The organism is Kribbella sp. NPDC003505 (assembly GCF_040610875.1).
Lineage (GTDB): Bacteria > Actinomycetota > Actinomycetes > Propionibacteriales > Kribbellaceae > Kribbella.
On record NZ_JBEXNA010000002.1, the window covers coordinates 426030 to 448941 of the forward strand.

Annotated in this window: 21 protein-coding genes; 13 read left to right on the forward strand and 8 right to left on the reverse strand. The window is 68.7% G+C overall.

The features are described from left to right. The 4 genes from ABZX12_RS06450 to ABZX12_RS06465 all read left to right on the forward strand — a co-directional run bounded on the left by ABZX12_RS06450 (position 1) and on the right by ABZX12_RS06465 (position 4773). Entirely contained in the window at positions 1-1257 is a 1257-nt protein-coding gene (locus ABZX12_RS06450) for a SidA/IucD/PvdA family monooxygenase (RefSeq protein ID WP_355690405.1), read from the forward strand. After that, on the forward strand, positions 1254-2957 hold the full coding sequence (locus ABZX12_RS06455) for an IucA/IucC family protein (protein ID WP_355690407.1): 1704 nt from the start codon (positions 1254-1256) through the stop codon (positions 2955-2957). Before ABZX12_RS06450 ends, ABZX12_RS06455 begins: the two co-directional genes overlap by 4 nt. A 323-nt stretch (positions 2958-3280) precedes the next feature. Further along, on the forward strand, positions 3281-4183 hold the full coding sequence (locus ABZX12_RS06460; protein ID WP_355690408.1) for a hypothetical protein: 903 nt from the start codon (positions 3281-3283) through the stop codon (positions 4181-4183). A gap of 44 nt (positions 4184-4227) precedes the next feature. Beyond that, the gene (locus ABZX12_RS06465; RefSeq protein ID WP_355690410.1) at positions 4228-4773 is read left to right on the forward strand and encodes a hypothetical protein; all 546 of its coding nucleotides are present in this window, start codon (positions 4228-4230) and stop codon (positions 4771-4773) included. Here ABZX12_RS06465 and ABZX12_RS06470 read toward each other — a convergent pair. From ABZX12_RS06470 to ABZX12_RS06485, 4 genes are all read right to left on the reverse strand, one after another. Then, the gene (locus tag ABZX12_RS06470; RefSeq protein ID WP_355690411.1) at positions 4742-5782 is read right to left on the reverse strand and encodes a carbohydrate kinase family protein; all 1041 of its coding nucleotides are present in this window, start codon (positions 5780-5782) and stop codon (positions 4742-4744) included. The genes ABZX12_RS06465 and ABZX12_RS06470 overlap by 32 nt on opposite strands. A 67-nt stretch (positions 5783-5849) precedes the next feature. Then, on the reverse strand, positions 5850-6095 hold the full coding sequence (locus tag ABZX12_RS06475) for a hypothetical protein (RefSeq protein ID WP_355690412.1): 246 nt from the start codon (positions 6093-6095) through the stop codon (positions 5850-5852). A gap of 204 nt (positions 6096-6299) precedes the next feature. Further along, positions 6300-7829, reverse strand: coding sequence for a PfkB family carbohydrate kinase (locus tag ABZX12_RS06480; protein ID WP_355690414.1), 1530 nt, complete (start codon positions 7827-7829; stop codon positions 6300-6302). Between the two features lie 92 nt (positions 7830-7921). Beyond that, positions 7922-10009 (reverse strand): hypothetical protein, encoded by a 2088-nt coding sequence (locus ABZX12_RS06485; RefSeq protein ID WP_355690415.1) that lies wholly within the window; start codon positions 10007-10009, stop codon positions 7922-7924. Between the two features lie 135 nt (positions 10010-10144). Between ABZX12_RS06485 and ABZX12_RS06490 the strand changes: the two genes are divergently transcribed. Then, on the forward strand, positions 10145-10798 hold the full coding sequence (locus ABZX12_RS06490; protein WP_355690417.1) for a class I SAM-dependent methyltransferase: 654 nt from the start codon (positions 10145-10147) through the stop codon (positions 10796-10798). Here the strand turns inward: ABZX12_RS06490 and ABZX12_RS06495 are convergent, their stop codons facing one another. Then, entirely contained in the window at positions 10799-12205 is a 1407-nt protein-coding gene (locus tag ABZX12_RS06495) for a metallopeptidase TldD-related protein (RefSeq protein ID WP_355690419.1), read from the reverse strand. Continuing rightward, positions 12202-13713 (reverse strand): TldD/PmbA family protein, encoded by a 1512-nt coding sequence (locus tag ABZX12_RS06500; protein ID WP_355690420.1) that lies wholly within the window; start codon positions 13711-13713, stop codon positions 12202-12204. Before ABZX12_RS06500 ends, ABZX12_RS06495 begins: the two co-directional genes overlap by 4 nt. Before the next feature lie 114 nt (positions 13714-13827). Here ABZX12_RS06500 and ABZX12_RS06505 point away from each other — a divergent pair, with 114 nt between their 5' ends. Genes ABZX12_RS06505 through ABZX12_RS06515 form a run of 3 tightly spaced genes read left to right on the forward strand, consistent with a single transcriptional unit; the run spans position 13828 to position 15653 of the window. Further along, on the forward strand, positions 13828-14337 hold the full coding sequence (locus ABZX12_RS06505) for a sigma-70 family RNA polymerase sigma factor (protein ID WP_355690422.1): 510 nt from the start codon (positions 13828-13830) through the stop codon (positions 14335-14337). Continuing rightward, entirely contained in the window at positions 14334-14990 is a 657-nt protein-coding gene (locus ABZX12_RS06510) for a hypothetical protein (protein ID WP_355690424.1), read from the forward strand. The genes ABZX12_RS06505 and ABZX12_RS06510 overlap by 4 nt, the downstream gene beginning before the upstream one ends. A gap of 45 nt (positions 14991-15035) precedes the next feature. After that, positions 15036-15653, forward strand: coding sequence for a hypothetical protein (locus ABZX12_RS06515; RefSeq protein WP_355690426.1), 618 nt, complete (start codon positions 15036-15038; stop codon positions 15651-15653). Here ABZX12_RS06515 and ABZX12_RS06520 read toward each other — a convergent pair. Together ABZX12_RS06520 and ABZX12_RS06525 are read right to left on the reverse strand one after the other, a co-directional pair. Further along, the gene (locus ABZX12_RS06520) at positions 15650-16342 is read right to left on the reverse strand and encodes a nucleotidyltransferase domain-containing protein (RefSeq protein WP_355690427.1); all 693 of its coding nucleotides are present in this window, start codon (positions 16340-16342) and stop codon (positions 15650-15652) included. The genes ABZX12_RS06515 and ABZX12_RS06520 overlap by 4 nt on opposite strands. Continuing rightward, on the reverse strand, positions 16342-17184 hold the full coding sequence (locus ABZX12_RS06525; protein ID WP_355691313.1) for an alpha/beta hydrolase: 843 nt from the start codon (positions 17182-17184) through the stop codon (positions 16342-16344). Before ABZX12_RS06525 ends, ABZX12_RS06520 begins: the two co-directional genes overlap by 1 nt. 165 nt (positions 17185-17349) lie before the next feature. On the opposite strand from ABZX12_RS06525, the gene ABZX12_RS06530 reads away from it, so the two are divergent. The 5 genes from ABZX12_RS06530 to ABZX12_RS06550 are packed head-to-tail and all read left to right on the forward strand — an operon-like array spanning position 17350 to position 22911. Further along, positions 17350-18279, forward strand: coding sequence for an ABC transporter permease (locus ABZX12_RS06530; RefSeq protein WP_355690429.1), 930 nt, complete (start codon positions 17350-17352; stop codon positions 18277-18279). Then, positions 18279-19277, forward strand: coding sequence for an ABC transporter permease (locus ABZX12_RS06535; protein WP_355690431.1), 999 nt, complete (start codon positions 18279-18281; stop codon positions 19275-19277). The genes ABZX12_RS06530 and ABZX12_RS06535 overlap by 1 nt, the downstream gene beginning before the upstream one ends. Continuing rightward, positions 19270-20265, forward strand: coding sequence for an ABC transporter ATP-binding protein (locus tag ABZX12_RS06540; protein ID WP_355690433.1), 996 nt, complete (start codon positions 19270-19272; stop codon positions 20263-20265). Before ABZX12_RS06535 ends, ABZX12_RS06540 begins: the two co-directional genes overlap by 8 nt. Further along, the gene (locus ABZX12_RS06545; protein WP_355690435.1) at positions 20258-21244 is read left to right on the forward strand and encodes an ABC transporter ATP-binding protein; all 987 of its coding nucleotides are present in this window, start codon (positions 20258-20260) and stop codon (positions 21242-21244) included. Before ABZX12_RS06540 ends, ABZX12_RS06545 begins: the two co-directional genes overlap by 8 nt. After that, the gene (locus tag ABZX12_RS06550) at positions 21241-22911 is read left to right on the forward strand and encodes an ABC transporter substrate-binding protein (RefSeq protein ID WP_355690437.1); all 1671 of its coding nucleotides are present in this window, start codon (positions 21241-21243) and stop codon (positions 22909-22911) included. The genes ABZX12_RS06545 and ABZX12_RS06550 overlap by 4 nt, the downstream gene beginning before the upstream one ends. Position 22912 lies beyond the last annotated feature (1 nt).

Sequence of the window (22912 nt, forward strand, 5' to 3'; positions counted from 1 at the left end):
ATGTACGACGTGATCGCGATCGGCTGCGGGCCGTTCAACCTCGGACTGGCCGCATTGGCCGACGGCGTGGACGACGTACAACTGGCTGTGCTCGACAGCCGGCCGGAGTTCACCTGGCACCGCGGGTTGATGTTCGAGGACGCGATGCTGCAGGTGTCGTTCCTGGCGGACCTGGTCTCGTTGGTCGAGCCGGCGCACCACCTGTCGTTCCTGTCCTATCTTCGCGAGAGCGACCGGCTTTACCAGTTCTATGTGCGTGAGAAGTTCCATCCGACGCGGCGGGAGTACGAGGCATACCTGCGCTGGTGTGCGGCGCAGCTCGACTCGCTGCACTTCGGGCAACACGTCCGGGAGGCCGTTTGGAACGGGTCGTCGTTCGAGCTGACTGTTGAGCGCGGTGACGCCGTAGAGCGTTTTGAGGCTCGGCATCTGGTGATTGGCGTTGGTACGGAGCCGTTCGTACCTGCTGCGCTGGCTGGGCTGCCTGCTGAGCGGTTCACGCACTCTGCGGACTACCTGTTCCGCCGGGACGACCTGCTGCGCACCGGCCACGTGACTGTGGTCGGCTCGGGGCAGTCGGGTGCTGAGTGCTTCTTGGACCTGCTCCGCGCCGACGATCCGGCAGTGTCGTGGCTGACTCGCACGGCGGCGTTCACACCGCTCGACTACTCGAAGCTCGTGCTGGAGATGACGACGCCGTCGTACGTCGACTACTTCCACGCACTGGACGAGCGTGTGCGCGACCAGTTGGTGAAGGACCAGTGGCGCCACTACAAGGGCATCTCGTCGGAGACTCTCGAGGAGATCCACGACCTTCTGTACGCGCGGGACCTGAGCGCTGCACCCGCTGAGCTGCAGGTCGGCGTGGGCGTCGTGGCCGCGGTGGCGCGTGCTGACGGTCTTGAGCTGACCATGCTGCACGCGGACAGTGGGAAGACCTTCCAGCACACGACTGGTGCTGTTGTCGCGGCCACGGGCTACCGGAACCGGCCGCTGCCTTTCATGGCTGGGCTGCTTTCGCAGATCGACCACGACGCCGCCGGCCGCTGGGTCATCAACCGGAACCACAGTGTGCAGGGTGCCTTGGAGGGCCGTCTGTTCGTGGCGAACGCCGACCTGCACAGCCACGGCGTCGCTGCGCCCGACCTTGGCATCGGGGCTGTCCGTAACGCGACGATCCTGAACAGCGTGGCGGGCCGAGAGGTATTCCGGCTGCCCAAGTCCACCTCGTACACGACGTTTGCGATCCCCGGATGAGTGTCTGGACGCAGTGCTCGTCGGAACTGCTGGCGAAGCTGATCTCACAGTTCTGCACCGAGGGGCTGCTGGAGCCCGTCGACAACCGGCTCGACTTCGGTTCGGTGTCGTATGGCTTTGAGGCGACCCGCGGCGGGTTCGGGAGCTGGCGGGTCGATCCGGCGTCGATCCGACGGACCACGGCCGGCATCCTCGGCAACGACGAGAGCGAGCCCGCGACCGACCCGGTCCAGTTCTTCGTCGACGCCGCCGACGTACTGGGGGTGGACGGGTCCACGGTCGCCGGATACGTCGCGGAGCTGACGAGCACGCTGGCCGCCGACGTGCGCCTCGCTGCTTCGGCGGTGCCTGCCACCGAACTGCTGGACCTCCACCACAGCCGCCTGGAAGGCCACCTGACCGGCCATCCCCTGCTGGTGGCCAACAAAGGCCGGCTGGGCTTCTCCGCCTCCGACAGTGAGCGCTACGCCCCCGAGGCGCGCACACCGCTGCGTTTGACCTGGCTGGCCGTACGCCGGGGCCTGGCCGAATTCCGCGGCACCCCGGACCTGTCCGAACACGCCGTCATCAACCGCGAACTGGACGCTTCTGTGGTGGATGCCTTCCGCGCGCGCCTCGACGACCCCGACGCCTACGTCTGGCTCCCATGCCACCCCTGGCAACTCGACCACGTCATCCGCACCCAGTGGGCCCGCGAACTAGCCACCGGCGAGGTCGTCGTCCTGGGGGAGAGCCCCGACGAGTACCTCCCGACCCAGTCGATCCGCACGATGGTCAACATCACGAACCCGTCGCGCTACCAGGTCAAGCTGCCTCTCAAAATCCTCAACACCTCGGTCTACCGAGGCATCCCCTTCCACTGCACCGTCGCCGCCCCCATGATCACCCAATGGCTACGCGGCCTGTGGAACCGCGACGAAGCCTTGTCCGGCACCGAGCTCCTGGGCGAGGTCGCGTCCGTCACCGTCCCGCACCCCGAACTCTCGACCCACACCGGCATCCCCTACCAGTGGACCGAAACCCTGGGCTGCATCTGGCGAGACCCCATCGACCCCCGTCTGGCAGCCGGAGAGACCGTCTGGCCCCTGGCCGCCGTACTCCATCCAGGCTTCGCAGCCACCGCGATCACCCGCGCCAACACCGACCCGCGAACCTGGCTCGCCCACCTGCTGGCAGTGGTCCTGCGCCCCCTTCTCCACCTTCTCCACCACTACGGCATCACCGTCAACCCCCACGGTGAAAACCTCGCCGTCATCTGCACCCCCACCGGCCTCCCCGCTCGCCTGGTCATCAAAGACCTGGTCGACGACATCAACATCTCCACCGACCCGATAGTTGCCCGAGGCCCCGAACCCGACTCCCACGCCAGAGTCCTACCCCGCAAACCCTGGCCAATCCTCCGCCAGTACGTGGTCGACGCCCTCCTACTAGGCGTCCTCAACCCCCTCTCCGCCCGCCGCCTGATCCCCGAGAACACCTTCTGGGGGATGGTGCGCGGCGAGGTACACCGCTACACCGAAAAACACCCCGAATACACCGACCGTCTGACCGCGACCGCCCTGACCGCCGAGTCCTTCCTCCGCTATCCCCTCAACGGCTACCGCCTGACACTCGGCTACACCGACCTGTCCACCCGTCCACCGATACCGGTGACCGGCAGCATTCCAAACCCCTTGCACACCGTCGATCCGGTGTATTGAGAAATGATCTTGCCAACGGAATAACGCTGCGCTCACAATCGCCAATGAACTCGTTGCCGCCACGCAGGGGGCGGGGCGGACGAGTCTCGTTGGGGAGGATGACCGTGTCTCAGTCCGCCTTGGCACCCAGCTGTCCGGAGTGTGAGTCCACGTCCGATGATTCGCAGGCCGACGGCAACTTTCCGGCAATTCGAGAATTGCCACGTGTAGTTGCACACAAGAAATTCGCACCCAATTCCCGCGGCAATCCCGACGCCGGCCCGCCGAAACGCGCGGTTCACGGAGTTGCCGAGCTGTCCGGGCGAGCAGCTAGCATCCCGGTCATGCCGACGACTCCTTCGGTCGCGCGGCGCCGGTATGCGACGGGGCGGTTTCCGATCACGGACACCGAGACCCTGGACCGACTGCTGGGGCTGGCTCGACGGTACGGCGTCAACCAGCGCGAACTCGCTGTTCGTACCCGCCTGCACCTGCCGTGCTACGCCAACGCCGCCGGGACGATCAGCTATCTCGCGGCGGCGGCCGTTGTCATCAGCAACGCCGCGCGGCTGCGCAAGGACCAGCAGGCTGTGCGCGACCTGGCCCCGCGGCGGGAGTACGCCCTGTCGGAACTCGAGTTCCGGCCGATCGGAGACGACGCCGGCCGGATCTTCGACAGCATGCACTACCTGCGCAACGCCCGGCGCGGCTCATCGAACTTCGGGCTCGTCGATCCGAAGACCGGCGCCCTGGTGACACTGTGCAGCGTCTCGCCGATGGAGTGGAAGCGGGTCGCCAACCAGTTGGTGCGCCAGTTCGGCGTGCCGCGGGCCGCGATCTGGGACGTGTCGCGCGTGTACTCGTTCGACGGCGCACCACCCAACGCGGTGTCCTACCTGCTGGCCCGAGTTCGGAAGTACCTCCACAAGCGTGGCGACGTCGAGCTGCTGACCACCGTGGTCGACCCGAATCTGGGTTTCACCGGCGCCAGCTACCTGGCATCGAACTGGAAGCAGTGGATGACCGTACGGGCGCGGCCGTACCTGTACTACCAAGGCCGGTACATGAGCCTGCGCCAGATGTGGGCCGATTTCCCCTCGGTCCGGGGTATCGACGAGCTGTGCGCGCTGGACCCGAACGCGACGAGGAGCCACGTCGAGCTCCGCGATTCCCTGATCTTCTGTTGCCGGATCCGCGGTGCGACGGAGCGCGTGCCACCGGAGGACCAGCACCGGATCTTCCGGTGAAGCGGGAGCTGGTGGTTGCCGCGTCGCACTGGTAACCTCGCCGAGTGACTCTGGGTGATGATCCAGCTACCGCGGCTCCGGCGACGGACTGGCGGGCGGCGCTCACGGCGTACCGCGAGCTGGTGTCGAAGGGGTGGGGGGAGAAGACGGTTCATTGGCGGTACGCCGACCACCGGGACCGGCCCTCGACCGGTCAGTGCGGTGTGACCTCGGCCTGGCTGATGGCGGTCCTGACCGAGGTTCACTCGGTGCCGGCGATGTACTGCTACGGCGATGTCTGCGCCATCCGGGAGTCAGCGGACGATCTGCCGGACCACTGCTGGCTGGAGGTCGGCGACGCGGAGGACCCGGACCGGATCATCGTCGACCTCACGTGCGACCAGTCGTCGACGTTCGGCGACAACGAGGTGCTGCACGCGTCCCACAGCAGCATCTGCTCGAGCCACGGCGTTTCGTACGAGGCAGTTCTGCGGCTGGGTCCCACGGACCTTGACGACGACGAGGTCCAGGACCGTCTGGGACAACTTGTCACGGCCCTCGGCCCCGACCATCTGCCGTTCATGCCTGAGCGGCTGCAGAGATTCTTCTGAACGACGACCCGGCCTCGAGCATCTCGTTGATGCGGCGGCGGGTCGGTAGCGGGTTGCGGCGTGGGAAGTCGGAAGCTGCGCAGGACATGGCTGCGGTTGCCCAGCGGGCCGTTTCCTCGGAGAACTTGCGCTCGTTGTCGACTAGCTGGGCAGCCAGCGCGGCGCAGAACGCGTCGCGGGCGACAGAGGACTCCTTGGAGATCGCCGGTGGCGCGGGCACCCGGAGAACGTTCGGCCGTGAGTAGGCGGTGCATCCGCCGTTCATGAGCAGGCACAAGGTGTCGACGCCGAACGCGAGCAACGCGCCCGCCACGGACTCAGGATCGAATGCGTCGGGAGGCGCGAACGGCTCCAGCTCCCAGGCATGCGCGACGATGTAGTCGATCTGCGCGAGGGTGTCGGCGGCGACCTCGTCGTCCTCGTACGGCTGACCTGGTGTGGCGATCACGGTCGGGCGGCTGCCCGGCGCGTCGTGGACGAGCGCGACGGCGACCTCCAACGTGTCGCGGGGCACCTCGAAGGTGACCAGCAGTACGTCGCAGTCGGCAAGCTCGGCGCGGCGTTCGTACACGTCGCTCGACTCCAGGCGGATCTGCTTCTCGTTGCGCCAGTTCACGGCGATGCTGTCGCCGAGCTGCTGCTGGAACACGCCTGTGACCGGCGTTTCGGCGTCCGGGACCCGCTTGATCAGCGAGGTGTCCACCTGCTCGTTCTCGAGGTACTCGATGATCGCGTCCCCGAATCGATCGGCGGCGACGGCGGCCACCAGCGAAGTGTGCAGTCCCAGGCGCGCGGACGCGACTGCCTGCATCAGCCCTTTGCCGCCAGGACAAAGATTGAACGCGAACGCCTCGGTCGACGTCTCCGGAGCCGGCAGCTGTTTGATCCTGAAGGTGGCATCCATGACCGCGCCACCGACCACCACGACCCGGCCCGGCGATGGTTCATCCGAGGTCGGCCCGGCCTCCGTCCGTACGACGTGCTCCGATTGAGTCGTGCTGTCGAACATCGAGTCCCCACCCGTTCCTGTGATGGGCGCCGTGGCCGGTCGGCCACGGCGCCGCTTCTGTTTGCTGTCAGCGTCCTTGCGGTGCGGCCGACTGTGCGGTCGCGTCGGCGGGACCGGCCTGTACGCCGGCGGGGTCCACGTCGCTGTGGATCGTGTCGATGTTGCGGACCGACTCGACGACTGAGTAGACGCCGAAACCGGCCGCGGTCAGGGCCAGTGCGCCGAGGAAGACCAAGACCTTCCTCCAGTTCTTGGCGATCGTGAACGACAAGCCGAAGATGAGCATCAAAACGAGTGCCTGGTTGGTTGCCATGGCGTCCCTCGATCCTCGATCTCGCGCGGCCGCGGGTTCCGGGTTCGGATCCCTGCCGACTCCGCTGAAGGCGCTGGTGGTGCCTCTGACTTCGAGCGTGACAGGGACACTTGGTATCGCCAGAGTCGGATTTGTGGCCACTTCGGCCGCTTCGATCCCTCCGCCGTTGCCAAGTTTTGGACCACGGCCTGCCAATTGGCAGAGTCAGCCGGCCTGGCCGCGAGGCATCCGGGAGAATTGCTGGTCGACGGCTGCTCGGGACGGGTGGGTGGTCGGCGCTTGGTGGTATGTGTCGGCGAAGCTTGCCATTGCGGCTGCAGCCCAGAGGAAAGTGTTGTCTGTGCGGGATCGGTCCTCGATGAGGCGGGCGGCCAGGGCGGCGCAGAAGGCGTCGCGAGTGATGGAGGCCTCCCGGATGTTTCGGTGCGGGCGGGGAATCTGTGCGGTCGGCTTGCCGCGTTCGTAGATGCTTCCGCCGTCGGGAATGCTCAGGAGGCAGAGCGATCTGAGGCCACGGCTCAGTAAGTCGTCGCTGAGCAGCTCCGGGTCGTACTTCGCCTCGTCGGAGAATGCGAAACCTTCGAGCTCCCACAGATGGGCGACCAGGTAGTCGATCTGCTTCAGCAGCGGGCTGACGAGGTGGCCGTCCGAATAGGGCTGACCTGGGGTGACGATGACGACGGGTGGATTCGGCGCGTTGGTGACCAGATCGAGGACATGTTTCAGAACCGACTGGGGAAGTTCGAAGGTGAGGAGAAGTACGTCGCAGGTGCGGATCGCGGTCGCGTGGCGGTCGATGGTTGCCACGTCGAGATCGATGTCGCGGAACACCGCGGCTGAGCTGTTTCCGTACGGCAGCTCGTAGATTCCCGTGGTGGGAGTCCTGGCGCCCGGGCGCTCGACCCGGTGCAGCAATGAGGTGTCGACGCCTTCGCGTTGGAGGTGGGACTCGATCTGACGGCTGTCGTCATCGCCCGCAATCGCGGCGATCAGCGATACGTCGAGGTCCAGATGGGCGGCCGCCACGGCCTGGCTGACGCCTTTGCCTCCGGGGGTACGGGCGAAAGACATCGCCATCGTGGACCTGCCTACCGGCGGCACCGAACCGATCCGCCAGGTGTGGTCGAAGGCCGCCCCGCCGACCACGATGACCTTGCCGGCTGCCTCCGCGTCGACGGTGTGCGCCGTCGACGTCGCGATCGGTTCGCCAGGTGCGGAGATCTCGAAGGTCGACCTTGGGTTGACGAGCAGGGCGCTCAGTCGCTCGAAGACCTCGCGTTCCAGACGGCTGCGAAGGGTGTGCTCACCGGGAGCCGGTCCGGCTGGCGGCTCTTCGTCGAGTGCTTCGTGGAGGGCGCGCCACTGGTTCACGAGGGCGAGTCGGCGGTCGCCCACGCCGCCGGCGGTCAGTTGATGGAGGGCTCGTGCGGGGATGTGTTGAGCCTTGTACCTGTCGCGGTAGATTCCGAGGTTGAGGATCGCGTCGGCGATGATCCGATCGGTCGGCGAATCGAGCTCCGCGACCTGTTCGGCGATCACGCTGATCGCCGCCTGGGCAGGTTTGCGGCCGGTTTGGACCGCCTTGTTCTGCACGATCGGGAGACGCAGGAGGTTCTGGGCGACGCCCGGGGCGGCGAGACGCTTGGCGGTCAGTCCTTCATGCCCTCGGAGCGCGAGGAGCACAGGCGCCAGGTACGAGCCGTCGGGCACTCCTTGGACCAGAGGATCGGACATGCGTCCCCCAACGCGGTGAGACAACAATCTCATTATGAGGCGGGTTGCTGCGGTGGGGGCGCCGTGTCAGCGCGTCGCGGCAAGCGCTTGAGTCAACGGAGGGAGCTGATCCAGCGGGTGGCTTGTTTGGCTTGGGTCAGGCGGCGTTCGTAGGTGGCTCCGGTGGTGAGGAGGATGAGGCCGGCGGTGGCGAGGGTGATCCAGCGGGGGATGAGCGGGGCCACCTCGAGGAACTGGGCGATGCCGATCTTGGCTACGGCGGCGGCGCCGATGATGAACGGGGCCTGGAGGGAGCGGCGGGTGCCGATGAGGATCAGGAGGACGGCGGCGGCTACGACCAGGGTTGCTCTCAGCCAGTTGTCGGTGGTGTCGGCGATGAGGGTGGACGGGGCGAGGCCGAGCAGCAGGCCGGGGCCGAGGAAGACCCAGCTCGGTTCGTTGCGCCAGGCAACGATGCCGGTGGCGAGCAGGATCAAGGCAGGCGGGAGCGTGTACCACTCGAGGGTGTGGGCGTCGGCGCCGATCATGAAGGCGGTGTTGGCGATGACGAGGAGAAGCGCGGCCTGCAGGAGCGAGGGGCGGCGGCGCGGGTTCATGCCGTAGGCAATCAGTGGGGCCGCGACGACGGTGAGGACGACGCCGGTCGCGGTGTACGGGGAGGCTGCCACGGCAGCGATCTCGGCCAGTGCGGCGGCGCAGGCGGCTGTGCTGAGCAGGGCGGGCTCCAACGGTCGACCGACGTGTCCGCAGGTGACGGCGATGCCGATCGCGGCGACGACGGCAAGCGCGACGGCGGCCGGCCACGTGTCGACGTACCCGTCGAAGGCGAACAGGACGATCGCGAACTGGGCACTCAGGCTGGCGACGGTGGCGGTGGGGACCGGGTCGGTGAGCTTACGGACGGCGGCGAGGACGGCCAGTACGGAGAGGATCGCGGCGAGGTAGCCGAGCTGGCGGATGTCTTCGGTTGCCAGGCAGTAGGCCAGGTCGACAGCGGCGACGGTGACGGTCGCGGCGTGCAGGATGACGGCGAGTTTGCCGGTACGGCGGCCTGCGACGAGTTCGGTGATGGCCAAGGCGGCGGCGAGGGCTGTGGTGAACCAGCGGCTCGGTCCGGGGAGCTGGGGGAGGGTGGTCGCGACCGCGAAGGCGGCGGAGGCGGCGCAGACGCATTCGCCGAGTCCGGCGGGGATCGCGGCGGGGAGCGGGCGGTTGCGGAGGATCGCGATGCCGGTTGCTGCGGCGAGGCCGACGACTGCTGCGGTCGCGATCGTGGTGGTCAGGTTGGTGGTTGTGAGGAGGAGGCCGAGGAGGGTGCGGGCCATGCCGACGACCAGGATGCCGCTGAAGACGATGGCCGCGGTGATGGAGCCGGTGCGGCGGACGATCGGTATGCCCTTCGCGGACAGGACGAGGGTGGCAACGACTTGGGCGAGGAGTGCGCCGAGGAGGACGGGGAGGCTCGCGCGGTCGATGAGGACGAGGGGGATCGGGAGTTGGGCGGCGATGACGGTGCTGACGCCGTACGTGACGACTTTGGGGGCGAGGCGGGTCATCAGGAGGGCGAGTACGGCGATGGTGGTGAAGACGATCGCGCTGTAGGTGAAGCCGTCGACCGCGGTCGGGGAGATCAGGCCGAGGGCGCGGGCGCCGTACAGGTCGACCGTGAGCAGGCCGGTGCTGAGGATGGCCAGGGCTTCGGCGGTGCCGACGAGGGTACGGCGGCTTGCGGGGACGGAGCCGGCGAAGGCGAGGGCGGCGAGGGTGCCGATGATCGCGGCCTGGGCGGCTACCGGGATGCTGCGCCAGTTGACGGCGAGGAAGGTGACGCCTGCGGCCAGGAGGAGGAGTACGCCGAGGGTGAGGAGGGTGGCTTGGGGGCTGAGGCGGCGGATCTTGGAAGGGCGCGGGGTGGTGGGCGGCTGGGAGAGCGGGGCCGGGGCGCTGAAGGTTGATTGGAAGCGGGGGCGGGTGCCGGAGGGCGGGCGGACGGTGGGAGGCGCAGAGTCAGGTGTGGCCAGGGGCATAGGAGCGGGCGCGGCCGGGGCCACGGAAGCAGGGCTGGTGGGCGGTACGGCAGCCGGCGTGGTGTGAGGGTAAGGCTGTCGATAAGGGGCCGGCTCGAGGGTGAGGTGGAGCTGGGTGCGGCAGGTGGGGCAGGTGATGGCGGCGGTCGGCATCGGGTCCTCCTCGGGTCCGTTCCACTCTCGCGGGACGGAACGGCCCACCGCCTGAGTACGTCTACTCAAAGTTCTGACGTAGGCTGCTGCGGTCTGCCGATCGTCCAGACCGGCGTGACGACCACGGGGAGCACTATGAATACTGGGCATGTCGAGCTCGCAAGAGCTCAGCAAGAACGGTGGGACTCGGCGTACGCGAAACGCCCGCAGCTGCACGGGCTGGGGCCATCGGCCGCGGCGCACCGGGCCGCGGAGAGGTTCGGTGCCGCGGGCATCGACGACGTCCTGGAGCTCGGCGCCGGCCACGGCCGGGACGCGCTTTTCCTGGCCAGACAGGGTTTCAGCGTGCACGCGACCGACTTCAGCGAGACCGCGCTCGACCAGCTCCGGCACGAGGCGCAGCGCGAGAAGCTGGACGACCGGGTGACCGCCGCGCTGCACGACGTACGCGATCCGCTGCCGCCGGCCGACGCCACGGTGAACGCGGTGTTCGCGAATCTCCTGCTGAACATGGCGTTCTCGGCGTCCGAGCTGCGGTCACTGGTCGCCGAGATCCACCGGGTGCTGTGCCCGGGCGGCGTTTTCGTGTACGCCGTGTGGTCGTCGGACGATGCTTGCTCGCGGCACTGGCAGCAGCTCGACGACGGCCTGCGTGTGCACGACGGCTTCGTCGGCCGCTTCTTCGACGAAGCCCTGGTCCGTGAACTCGCCGAGAACTGGACCCTCGACGAGCTCACGCCGTACCAGGAAGGGCAACGCGTGCTGTGGCGCGTCGCCCTGTCCAAATAGCTAACTCGCCTGGCTGACGCTCGACATGTTGAAGTCCGGGATCAGCAGTGGCGGTGTCGCGGTGCGGGAGAAGTAGTCGCCCCATTCCCTCGAGTACGACGGAACGGTCGCGCCGGCCGTGGTGAACCGGGCGAGCAGGTCGACCGGGCTCTCGTTGAAGCGGAAGTTGTTGACCGCTCCGCTGACTTCGCCTTTCTCGACCAGGTAGACGCCGTCGCGGGTGAGACCGGTGAGCAGCAGCGTCTGCGGGTCGACCATGCGGATGTACCACAGGCAGGTCAGCAGCAGTCCGTTGCCGAGCCCGGCGACGAGGTCGTCGGTCGAGCCGGTCGCGCCGTCGACCGAGACCACGTAGTTCTCGATGTCCGGTGTCGCCGCCGGTGCGCCGATCAGGTCGGCCGTGTACCGGCTCGTCATCAGGTTTTCCAGCTTGCCGCCGCGGATCCAGTCGGTCGCGGCGAGCGTGAGGCCGTTGTCGAAGACGCTCGACGAGCCGCCGGACGAGCGGGCCACGGCGAACGCGAACGCCTCGAGCCCGGCGAGCGCCGGGTCGGAGTGCAGGGTGACCGGCTGCGACGACAGCGTGTGACCGATCCGGGTGCCGCCGCCGGGCTTGGAGAAGACGGTCCGGCCCTCGAAGGCGTCCCGGCCGTCGAGCTGCCAGAACAGGTACGTCATCAGGTCCGCGACCGCGGCCGGCGGCAGGATCGTCGGGTGCCGGCCGGCGTCGACCGAGACGGTCCGGGTCGCCCAGCCGAGCCGGCGCGTGAGCTCGGCGTCGAGCGCGAGCGCGTCGACGTCGGTGAAGTCGCGCGTCGCCGTGCCGACCCAGGCCGAGTGGCTGAGATCGGCGTTCTTGCCGGTCGACGACACGTAGCCGCGGGGCAGCGCCTGCCGCAGCCGCAGACCGGTCGAGGAACCGACGTACAGCGTGGCGACCTCGTGGTTCGCGAAGCCGTACAGCCGGCGCCGCTCGCGGCCGGCGCGTTTCAGCGATTCACCGAGGGACGGCGCGAACTTCTCGTACACGCCGACGGAAGTCACTTCCGGCTCGAGATCCCAGTCCGCCGACGCCGTACCGTCGACGAGCGGACGGGCGTCCTCGGCGGGCGCCGCCGCGCGGGCGGTGGCGATCGCGGCGGACACGATCCCCTGCAGCGAGTCGTCGGTGACCGACGACCGGCCGACGACGCCGGCCGCCGTACCTTCGCCGGCGCCGACCGTGGCGATCACGGTCACGCTCGAGCCGCGCATCGCGCCGTTCGTGGTCAGGGTGTTGTTGGCCCACCGCAGGTTGGTGCTCGAGGTCTCCGCGACGAGTACGACGCAGCCGTCGGCGCCCCCGTCCGCGGCCAGGGCCAGCCCCCGCTCGATCGTGTCCTGCGGGGTGAGTTGGATGCCCGTCACCGGCCGGCCTCCTGAGTGGTGTTGAGAATGCGGACGCCGCGGAAGAGCGCGGACGGGCAACCGTGGCTGACGGCGCCGGACTGCGAGGGCTCGGCCTTGCCGCAGTTCAGCGCGCCGCCGAGGACGTACGTCTGCGGGCCGCCGACAGCCTCCATCGAGCCCCAGAAGTCGGTCGTGGTGGCCTGGTAGGCGACGTCGCGGAGCTGACCGTCGAGCTTGCCGTCGGTGATCTTGTAGAACCGTTGCCCGGTGAACTGGAAGTTGTAGCGCTGCATGTCGATCGACCAGGACTTGTCGCCGACGATGTAGATCCCGTTCCGGACCCGGCCGATCAGTTCCTCGGTCGAGGGGCCGTCGGCGGCGGGCTGCAGCGAGACGTTCGCCATCCGCTGGATCGGGATGTGGCCGGACGAGTCGGCGTACGCGCATCCGTTGGAGCGGGGCGTGCCGAGCACGTCCTCGTTCTTCTTCGCCATCCGGCGGTCGACCTGGTAGCCGACCAGGACGCCGTCCTTGACCAGGTCCCACTGCTGACCGGCGACGCCCTCGTCGTCGTACCCGACGGTGGACAGGCCATGTTCGGCGGTGCGGTCGCCGGTGACGTGCATGACGGGTGAGCCGTACTTCAGCGCGCCGAGCTGGTCGAGCGTGGCGAAGCTGGTGCCCGCGTAGTTCGCCTCGTAGCCGAGGGCGCGGTCGAGCTCGGTCGCGTGGCCGATCGACTCGTGGATGGTGAGCCAGAGGTTCGACGGGTCGATGACGACGTCGTACGTACCGGCCTCGACGCTCGGCGCGGCCATCTTTTCGGCCAGCCAGCCGGGGATCTGCGCGAGCTCCTCGTCCCAGTTCCAGCCCGTGCCGGTCATGTACTCCCAGCCGCGGCCGGCCGGCGGGGCCGTGGACGACATCGAGTCGAAGCGGTCCTCGGCGACGGCGTGCGCGGTGATGTCGGGACCGATACGGACCCGTTGCTGTGTGTACGACGTGCCGGCGGTGTTCGCGTAGTACTTGCACTCGTGGATGGTGGCGACGTGCACGCTCACGTGCGCCACGCCGTCGGCCTGGAGCAGGCGATCGCTGTAATCGGTGAGCAGCGCGACCTTCTCGGCCCGCGGCACGCTGAACGGGTCGATCTCGTACGACGAGATCCAGGTGACGTCGTCGTACACCGGCTCGTCGGCCAGCTCGATCGTCTCGGCGTTGATCGGCCGCGACACCTGGGCCATGTTCACGGCCTGCTCGGCGAGGCTGACCGCCTCGTCGGTGGTGAGCGCGACGCCGGCGGCGAAACCCCAGGTGCCGTCGTGGATGACGCGCACGGCGAGACCGAGGTCCTCGTCGTCCGTCGCGCTCTCCAGCACGCTGTCGCGCAGCGAGATGGACTCGGACCGGATCCGCTCCAGCCGGAACTCGGCGAACGTGGCCCCGAGGTCACGGGCGCGCTGCAGGGCGGCCGCCGCCAACTCCTGCCGGGGGAGAGCGAGAAAGCTTGCGTCGATATCTGGCACGAACCCGACCTTATACACGGGAACCTGGAGATGATCGGCGGTGTAGTGCCAGTGTCCGGAAGTAGACAGGAGGCACGGATCAGCCTGGATGGGGAAGCCGACATCGTGGCTCGGGTGCGGGGCGGGGAGACCGCCGCGTACGGCGAGCTGGTGGCGCGGCACGCCCTCGTGGCCCAGCGGACGGCCGTCTTCCTCGGCGCCGGGGCGGAAGCGGACGACGTGGTGCAGGAGGCGTTCGTCAAGGCGTACCGGAGTCTCGGCAGCTTCCGGGAGGGCGCGGCGTTCCGGCCCTGGTTGTTGCGGATCGTGGCCAACGAGACCCGGAACGCTCTGCGTGCCCGCGGGCGCCGGGCGCGGCGGGAAGAGCTGGCGGCGCCGCTTGACGTCGTACTGGACCCGGCTGACGCAGCCGTGTCGCTGGAACGCCGTACTGCGTTGCTGGCCGCTGTCCGGGCGTTGCCCGAGCAGATGCGGCTGGTCGTGACCTGTAGATACCTGCTGGAGCTGGATGAGCAAGAGACTGCAGTAGTACTTGGCTGGCCGCGCGGGACCGTCAAGTCTCGTCTGCACCGGGCGCTGGGCCGCCTGCGTGACGCACTACCCGACAAGGAGGTGCAGCGATGAGCCTGGAAGACGAACTGCGGTCCGTGGGACGCTCCGTCGTCGTGCCTCCCGTGGACGACGGCCTCACCGCAGCCGTGCTGTCGCGAGTCGCCAACGTCCCCGTACGGAAGCGTCTGCGGGACAGATGGCGGATGTTCCTGGCCGGCTTCCTCGTGCTGCTCGCGGGCGCTGCTCTGACACCTCCGGTCCGCGCGACGGTCGCGGAGTGGCTGCAGATCGGAGGCGTTCAGGCGGAGCCGGTAGGCGCTCGGCCGAGCACTGCACCGCCTCCGCCGACAGCGGCCGGAAACCTGTCCCTGGAGGCCGCTGAACGCGTCGCCGGCTTCACGCCGAAGCTCCCAGGTGCACTGGGCGCTCCGACGGGTGTCGAGGCCTCAAAAGGCTTCCTGGCGATCAGCTGGGGAAGTGTGCGCCTGGAACAGTTCCAGTCCGGTATCGAGCCGAGGTACATCAAGCAGTACTACGACGGGCTCGACTACGTCCCGGAGATCTCCGGCTTCTGGTTCCGTACGCCGCACCAGCTGGTGCTGGTCGACAACCGCGTCGTACGGATCGCCGGCCCGACCCTGGTCTGGGAGCGCGACGGCGTCACGTTCCGCCTCGAAGGAGCCGACAAGGAGCGTGCGGTGGAGCTGGCGACCGGAACCTCCTGACCGCGAGCGGTGTACCAGCAGTGAATCCTCGAAGGGAGAGCTGCCATGGTCCGCCGCATCCTCGTGCTCGTCGTCCTGCTCATCTCGCTCGGTGCCACCCCCGCACAGGCCGGCGGCCCGACCAGCGTCCTGCTCAGCGCACCACCGTCGGTCATCGCCTTCGGCTACAACGACCAGCAGTACTCCGACCTGCAGCAGCTGGTCCAGACCACGGCCCAGCACGACGAGGGGACCGGCGAGAGCCACGCGATCGGCAGCTTCGTCCGCGCGACGTGGCTCATCCATGACATGAGCGTCTGGCGGATCGACGTCATCTACCCCGACGCGCCCGGCGGACCGTGGATCGCCACCGAGGAGTTCACCGGGGAGCTCAAGCCGGCGCAACCCACCTGGCACCGCTCAACGGCTCCGGTCAAGCTGCTGCAACTGCTGACCTCGCTCAAGCTTCTCGAAGGCGAGTTCGAGGGTGGGCCTACCCTCAGCGACGAGGTCCCGTCGCAGGAACAGCCGACCACACCGCCGCCGGTACAAACCAACGTCACCGCGTCGCCCGACTTCTTCACCGGCTGGCGGTGGATCATCCCAGGCATCCTGCTCGGTGCAGCGGTCGCAGTCGTCGCCGTACGCCTCTTCCCGAAGCGTCAGTGGGACCTGATCGACTAGATCTCAGCAGCCAGCTCGAAGCCGTTGAACAGCCGTCCGCCGTACCTGGCCAGGATGCGGTCCACTGCGACCACCAGGCGGTCGTCCGACGCCCGCACTCCGTCCAGCAGCACGGTCGCGTAGTCGGTGCCGTGAGCAACGTCGTACGCGGTGAGCTCGCGCAGTAGGCCCTTGCCGGTGCCGGACCAGTGGCCCGAGCCGGTCAGTAGCAGCCGAGCCGCGTCCTGCCACAACACCGAGGTGATCGCCAGACGGACATCCCCTGAGGCGTCGGACAGGTCGTCCAGCAGGTTCGTGATCATGTAACGCAGGAGATCCAGCTCGGCGGTGGACAGCGGCTTCGGCCCAGCCGCCACCTCGGCCAGACACTCCTGCTGCAGCCGCGCCCCGGACCCGTCCGTGTCCAGCAGTACGACGGACTCACCGACGAGCCGCATCATCGTGGGCTGGCGTCGCAGCTGGTCCTTGTCTGCGAAGTAACGCAGTGACTTCTCGGTGTGGACGAACAGCTCGACCGGCCACCCGGCGTACGCCAGCGACTTCCGCCGTGGTGCCGGGGGACCGTCCAGCAGCACCGTGATGTCCAGATCGGACGTCGGACCTGCGTCACCGCGCACCACACTCCCGCCGAGCCAGGCGGCCCGGGCGTCCGGATACAGCTCGAGAACGAGTTGGCGTGCGAGGTCCATCAGGACAGTGTCAGCCACTGCAGCAGTTCGCGGTACGCATTTGCCGGCGGGATGTGGCCGCCCACGTAGTACCTGCGCTCGGCATGCGGGATCGCGGCGGCGAGCAGTTCGGCGTACCTGCCGGCGCGCTCGTCGGCCGATCCGTGCCAGAGGCTGACCGGGACCTCGATGGCGCCGAGGTCGAATCCCCACGGGGTCGCGAACGCGATGTGGTCGTCGATCCAGCCGTCGTGGCTGGTGACGAAGGTGGCCGCCAGCCGCGCCACGGCCTCCGGATCCTCGCGCGCCGGAGGTCCCGGCGGCGCGCCGGGGTCGGGCGGGAACTCCGGCCCACCCGCCTCGACCGCGGCCATGATCGACCGCGCCGTCTCCTCGAGCCCTGGTCGCAGGTCGCCGTGCACCGCCAGCCAGGACGTGCGGTTGCGGCGCGGGTCGGCTTGCTCCTCCGCCTCGGTCGGCTCCGGGCCGTCGACGATCGGCGGTGCGTTGCTCGCAGTCACCGCGCAGCGCGTCACCCGGTCCGGCAGCAGCGCCGCGCACGCCAGCGCGTGCGGCCCGCCGCCGGAGCCTCCGGTGACCGCGAAGCGATCCCATCCGAGCGAGTCGGCGAGCGCGGCCGCGTCGGACGCCACGGAGGCCACCGATCGGCCCGGTTGCCGTGTCGATCCGCCGTACCCGGGCCGGTCCGGCATCACCATCCGCAGTCCGGACGCCTCGATGGTCGCGACCACCTCCGGCCGCTTCCACCGGGTGCTCGGCGTGCCGCCGAACGACAGGGCGGGGGCGCCTCCGGCCGTGCCGTAGACCGCGTACATGAGCATCCGGTCGCCGATCCGCACCATCTGATCCACCTGCGGAGCGTAACCGTCCGGGAGCACCTAACCGAATGCACAGTTAACAGCCAGACATTCTCGGGATTCGAGATGCGTGCGGCGTGGTGGGAGGATGCCGCCTAGGTTTTGTCGGCCATCACACATGACTGTGATTCGAACCTGTCAGGAGTGCTTGTGAGTTCCTCGGTCGCCGGGACCGTATCGCCCACCCGGCAAGCGATGCGCCGGTTCCGGCGGGACCGTAGTGCGCGGATCGGCCTCGTCCTGGTCACCCTGCTGATCGTGATCGCCGCGGCCGCGCCGTTGCTGGTGCGACTCGCCGGTCAGGACGCCACGACGTACCACATCGACCTGCTCGACCCGGCGCGCGGCAACGCGCCCCGCGGCCCGGTCGGGGGTGCGAGCGGCACCCACTGGTTCGGGGTGGAGCCGCTGACCGGACGCGACCTGTTCGCGATCACGGTCCTCGGCCTGCGGACGTCGTTGTTCATCGCGGTCGTGGTCACGCTGATCACCACCGTCGTCGGCACCCTCGCCGGGATCAGCGCGGCGTACTTCGGCGGCTGGTACGACGCGGTGCTGTCGCGGCTGCTCGATTTCCTGTTCGGCTTCCCGCAACTGGTCTTCATGATTGCCCTCGGCATCATTGTGCCGGCCCGGTTCCCGCGCTGGCTGCTGCTGATCCTGGTGCTGAGCTTCTTCGGCTGGGCCGGCCTCGCGCGGCTGATCCGCAACCAGGCCCGGTCGCTGGTCGCCCGCGAGTTCGTCGAGGCGGCGCGCAGCGTCGGCTCCAGCGGCTGGATGGTGATCACCCGTGAGCTCCTGCCGAACCTGATCGGCCCGGTGCTCGTGGTCGCGACCCTCGCGATCCCGGGCTACATCGGCGCCGAGGCGGCGCTGTCCTTCCTCGGCGTCGGAGTCCCGCCGCCGACACCGAGTCTCGGGCGGTCGATCTCGGACTCGATCGCCTGGGTGTACACCGGCGCGGACCCGTGGTTCCTGCTGTTCCCGGGCACGATGCTGTTCTTCGCCGTGCTCGGGTTCACGTTGCTCGGCGACGGCGTCCGGGACGCGTTCGACGTCCGGCTGCGGAGGACGAGCTGATGCCCGGTCTCGTCTGGTTCGTGATGCGGCGCCTGGCCGCCGCCCTGATCGTGATGCTCGCGCTGAGCCTCGCCGTCTATCTGGTCTTCTACGCGATCCCCGCCGACCCGGCACACCTGGCCTGCGGCAAGCCGTGTACGCCGGACCGCCTCGAGCAGGCGCGGCACTTCATGCAGCTCGACCAGAGCACCTTGCAGCAGTACGTGAACTTCCTGAAGGGCATCGTCGCCGGCCGTACGTTCGGTGACGGCGCGGCCGCGGTGCAGTGCAACGCGCCCTGCTTCGGGTACTCGTTCCCGCTCGCCCGTCCCGTCAGCACGCTGATCCTCGACCGGCTGCCGGTCACCGCGTCGATCGCGGTCGGCGCCGCCGTCCTGTGGCTGGTGCTCGGTGTGTCGCTCGGTGTGATCGCGGCGCTGAACCGCGGCCGCCTCGCCGACCGGCTGGCGATCGGGGTCGCGCTGCTCGGTGTCTCGACCCCGTCGTTCCTGCTCGGCCTGCTCGCGATCCTGGTGTTCGGGTTCTGGCTCAACATGGTCCCGGTCAGCGGCTACGTGCCGTTCACCGAGAGCCCGGTCGACTGGGCCTGGCACCTGATCACGCCGTGGATCGTGCTCGCGATCCTGTCGGCCGCCTCGTACATCCGGCTGACCCGGTCGCAGATGCTCGAGGAGCTCAACCTCGACTACATCACCACGGCCCGCGCGAAGGGCGCCGGCGAGGCGCGGGTGGTGCTGACCCACGGGCTGCGCGGTGTGCTGGTCCCGGTCGTCACGCTGTTCGGCCTCGATCTCGGCGCCCTGCTCGGCGGCGCGATCCTGACCGAGAAGGTGTTCAGCATGCAGGGTCTCGGCGACCTGCTGATCACCGCCGTCGGTCAGCTCGACGTGGCCGTGGTCGTCGGTGTCACGCTGTTCTCGGCCTTCCTGATCATCTTCGCGAACCTGGTGGTGGACATAGTGCACGGTGTGCTCGACCCGAGGGTGAGCCATGGCTGAGCCGGTGCTCGAAGTCCACGATCTGAAGGTCACGTTCACGACCGAGGGCGGCCTGGTGCCGGCCGTCGACGGCATCGACTTTGCCGTCGCGCCGGGCGAGACGCTGGCGATCGTCGGCGAGTCCGGCTCCGGCAAGAGCGTCAGCTCGGCCGCGGTGATGGGGCTGCTGCCGTCGAACGCCGAGGTCGCCGGCGAGGTGCTGCTCGACGGCCGCGAGCTGAACGGCCTGCCCGCCGACGAGCTGCGCAAGATCCGCGGCAACGACATCGCGATGGTGTTCCAGGACGCCCTGTCCGCGCTCAACCCGTACTACTCCGTCGGCTGGCAGGTCGCCGAGGCGTACCGGCTGCACCACGACGTCTCGAAGAAGGCCGCGCTCCGCCGGGCCGTCGAGCTGCTCGACAAGGTCGGCATCCCGGACGCCGCCCGCCGGGCGGACAGCTTCCCGCACGAGTTCTCCGGGGGAATGCGGCAGCGGGTCGTCATCGCCATGGCTCTGGTGAACGACCCGAGAGTGCTGATCGCGGACGAGCCGACGACCGCACTCGACGTCACCGTGCAGGCACAGATCATGCGTCTGCTGGACGACGTCCAGGAGGAGTTCGGGACGGCGCTGATCCTGATCTCGCACGACCTCGGCGTGGTTGCGGAGGTCGCCGACGACGTCCTCGTGATGTACGCCGGGCGCGCGGCCGAGCGCGGCACCGTCCGCGACCTGTTCTTCCGGGCCGCGCACCCCTACAGCCTCGGTCTGCTGGGCGCGATGCCGCGCGTCGACGTACCCCCGAAGCCGCGGCTGACCACCATCCCGGGCAGCCCGCCGACGCCGGGGTCGATCACCACCGGGTGCCCGTTCCAGCCGCGCTGCGCGTACACGCATCTGGTGGGAGAGCGCTGCGTCACCGAGCGTCCCGAGCTCACCCCGCGTCCCGGGGAAGGCGATCACGAGGCGGCTTGCCACCTGGGACGGAGGCCGTCGGATGTCTGACGAGCTGCTCAACCTCAAGGACGTCAAGAAGTACTTCGGCCTGCGCGGGGTGCCGTGGCAGCAGGCCCAGGCCGTGCGCGCGGTCGACGGCGTCAGTCTCGTCGTCCGCAAGGGCGAAACGGTCGGGCTGGTCGGCGAATCCGGGTCCGGCAAGTCCACACTGGCCCGGGTCGCGACCCGGCTGCTCGACCCGACCCAGGGCCGGGTCGAGATCGGTGGCAAGGACGTCACCAAGGTCAGGGGCCGCCGGTTGCGGCCGATCCGCCGCCGGATTCAGATGGTCTTCCAGGACCCTCAGGCCTCGCTGAACCCGCGGCAGTCGGTCGGCACGATCCTGAGTACGCCGTTCCGCGCGCAAGGGATCCGGCCGACCCGGGCCCAACTCGTCGAACTGCTCGAACAGGTCGGGCTGTCCGAGCAGCACCTGGAGCGGTATCCGCACGAGTTCTCCGGCGGGCAGCGGCAACGCATCGGGATCGCCCGGGCACTGTCGGTGAAGCCTGACCTGCTGGTGTGCGACGAGCCGGTGTCCGCGCTCGACGTGTCGGTGCAGGCGCAGGTGCTCAACCTGCTCGCGGACCTGCGCGACGAGCTCGGCCTGTCGTACGTCCTGGTCGCCCACGACCTCGCTGTCGTCCGTCAGGTCGCCGACCGGATCGCCGTGATGTACCTCGGCACGATCGTCGAGGAAGGTCCGGCCGCGCAGGTGTACGGCGCGCCGGCCCACCCGTACACGAAGGCGTTGCTGTCCGCCGTGCCGGTGCCGGAGCCGGGCGCCGTCCGTGAGCGGATCGTGCTGACCGGCGACGTCCCGACGCCCGTCGACCCGCCGTCCGGATGCCCCTTCCGGACCCGCTGCTACAAGGCCGAGGACGTCTGCGCGACGAAACGACCCGTGCTCGAACCCGTCGACGGGAATACGGAGCACCGTGCCGCCTGCTACTTCCCTGAGCCCCGCACCTCTGAGAGGACAGAATGAAACGCATAACCCGAGCGGTCGCGGCAGCGGCCGTGCTGGCGCTGGCCGCAGCCGCGTGCAACGCCAACGACAAGTCCAGCAGTGGTGGCGGCAGCACCGCAACCGCCGAACAGGGCGGCACCTTCCATGTGCTGAGCACGGCCAAGGAGATCAGCTTCGACCCGGCCAAGAGCCAGAACCTCGGCACCAGCTCGATCCACCTGGTGCTGCGCGGCCTGACGTCGTGGAAGACGTCGCCGGACAAGGCGGCCGAGCTCGTTCCGGACCTGGCCACCGACACCGGTCAGGTCAGCGACGGCGGCAAGACCTGGACGTACAAGCTGAAGTCCGGCCTCAAGTACGCCGACGGTTCGCCGATCGTCGCCGCGGACATCAAGTACGGCGTGGAGCGGTCGTTCGCGCCCGAGCTGTCCGGCGGTCTCGGCTATCACAAGTCGCTGCTGGTCGGCGGCGACAAGTACACCGGCCCCTACAAGGGCAGTGAGCTGGCTTCGATCGAGACGCCCGACGACACCACGATCGTCTTCAAGCTGAACAAGCCGTACGGCGACTGGCCGTGGATCGTCAGCATGCCGGCGTTCTCGCCGGTGCCGAAGAAGGCCGACACCGACCCGGCGCACTACGGCGAGAAGCCGCTGGCCAGCGGTCCGTACCAGGTGCAGTCGTACACGCCCGGCTCGAAGCTGGTCCTGGTCCGGAACCCGAACTGGGACAAGTCGACCGACGAGGCCCGGACCGGCCTGCCGGACTCGATCGTCACCGACATGGGTCTGCAGCCCGACGTGGTCAACCAGCGGCTGATCGCAGACGCCGGCGACGACAAGTTCGCCGCCGCGACCGGTGTCTCGGTGCCGGCCGCGCTGATCCCGACGATCACCGGCAACCCGGCCGTCAAGGCCCGCGTCGCGACCTCCCCGGCCGGCGCGCTGCAGTACCTGGCGATGAACACCAAGCGCCCGGCGCTGTCGAACCCCGAGGTCCGCAAGGCGATCGAGTACGCCGTCGACAAGCAGGCCTTCCAGGTCGCCTCGGGCGGACCGGAGTACGGCGGAGAGATCGCGAGCACCCTCATCACGCCGGGCATCGACGGGTACAACAAGTACGACCTGTACCAGGCGCCCCCGGCGGGTGATCCGGAGAAGGCCAAGCAGATGCTGGCTGCGGCCGGGGTGAGCAACCTGAACCTCGTGCTCGCCGCGGACAACCTGGAACTCGGCCCCGCGCAGGCGATCCAGCAGGGACTGAAGCGCGCCGGCATCAACGTGCAGATCAAGCCGCTGGACTCCGAGCCGCTGACCGACCTGATCACCGGGAACAAGCCGGACTTCGACCTGACCGTGTCCAGTTGGCTGCCGGACTTCCCGAGCGCGATCGGTAACATCCAGCCGCTGTTCGCGTCCTCGGAGATCGGCAACGGCGGGTACAACATCTCCCGCTACTCCAACCCGGCCGTCGACTCCGCGATCGCCGCCGCCACCGCCGAGTCCGACCGCGCCAAGGCGGCCGGCATGTGGGGCGCCGTCGACAAGCAGATCATGCAGGACGCCCCGATCGTCCCGCTGATCTACGCCCGCAACGCGTTCCTGCACGGCTCCAAGGTGCAGAACTTCTACCTGCCTCCGTACCCGCCGTACCCGAACGTCCTGATCGTCGGCCTGAGCAAGTAGC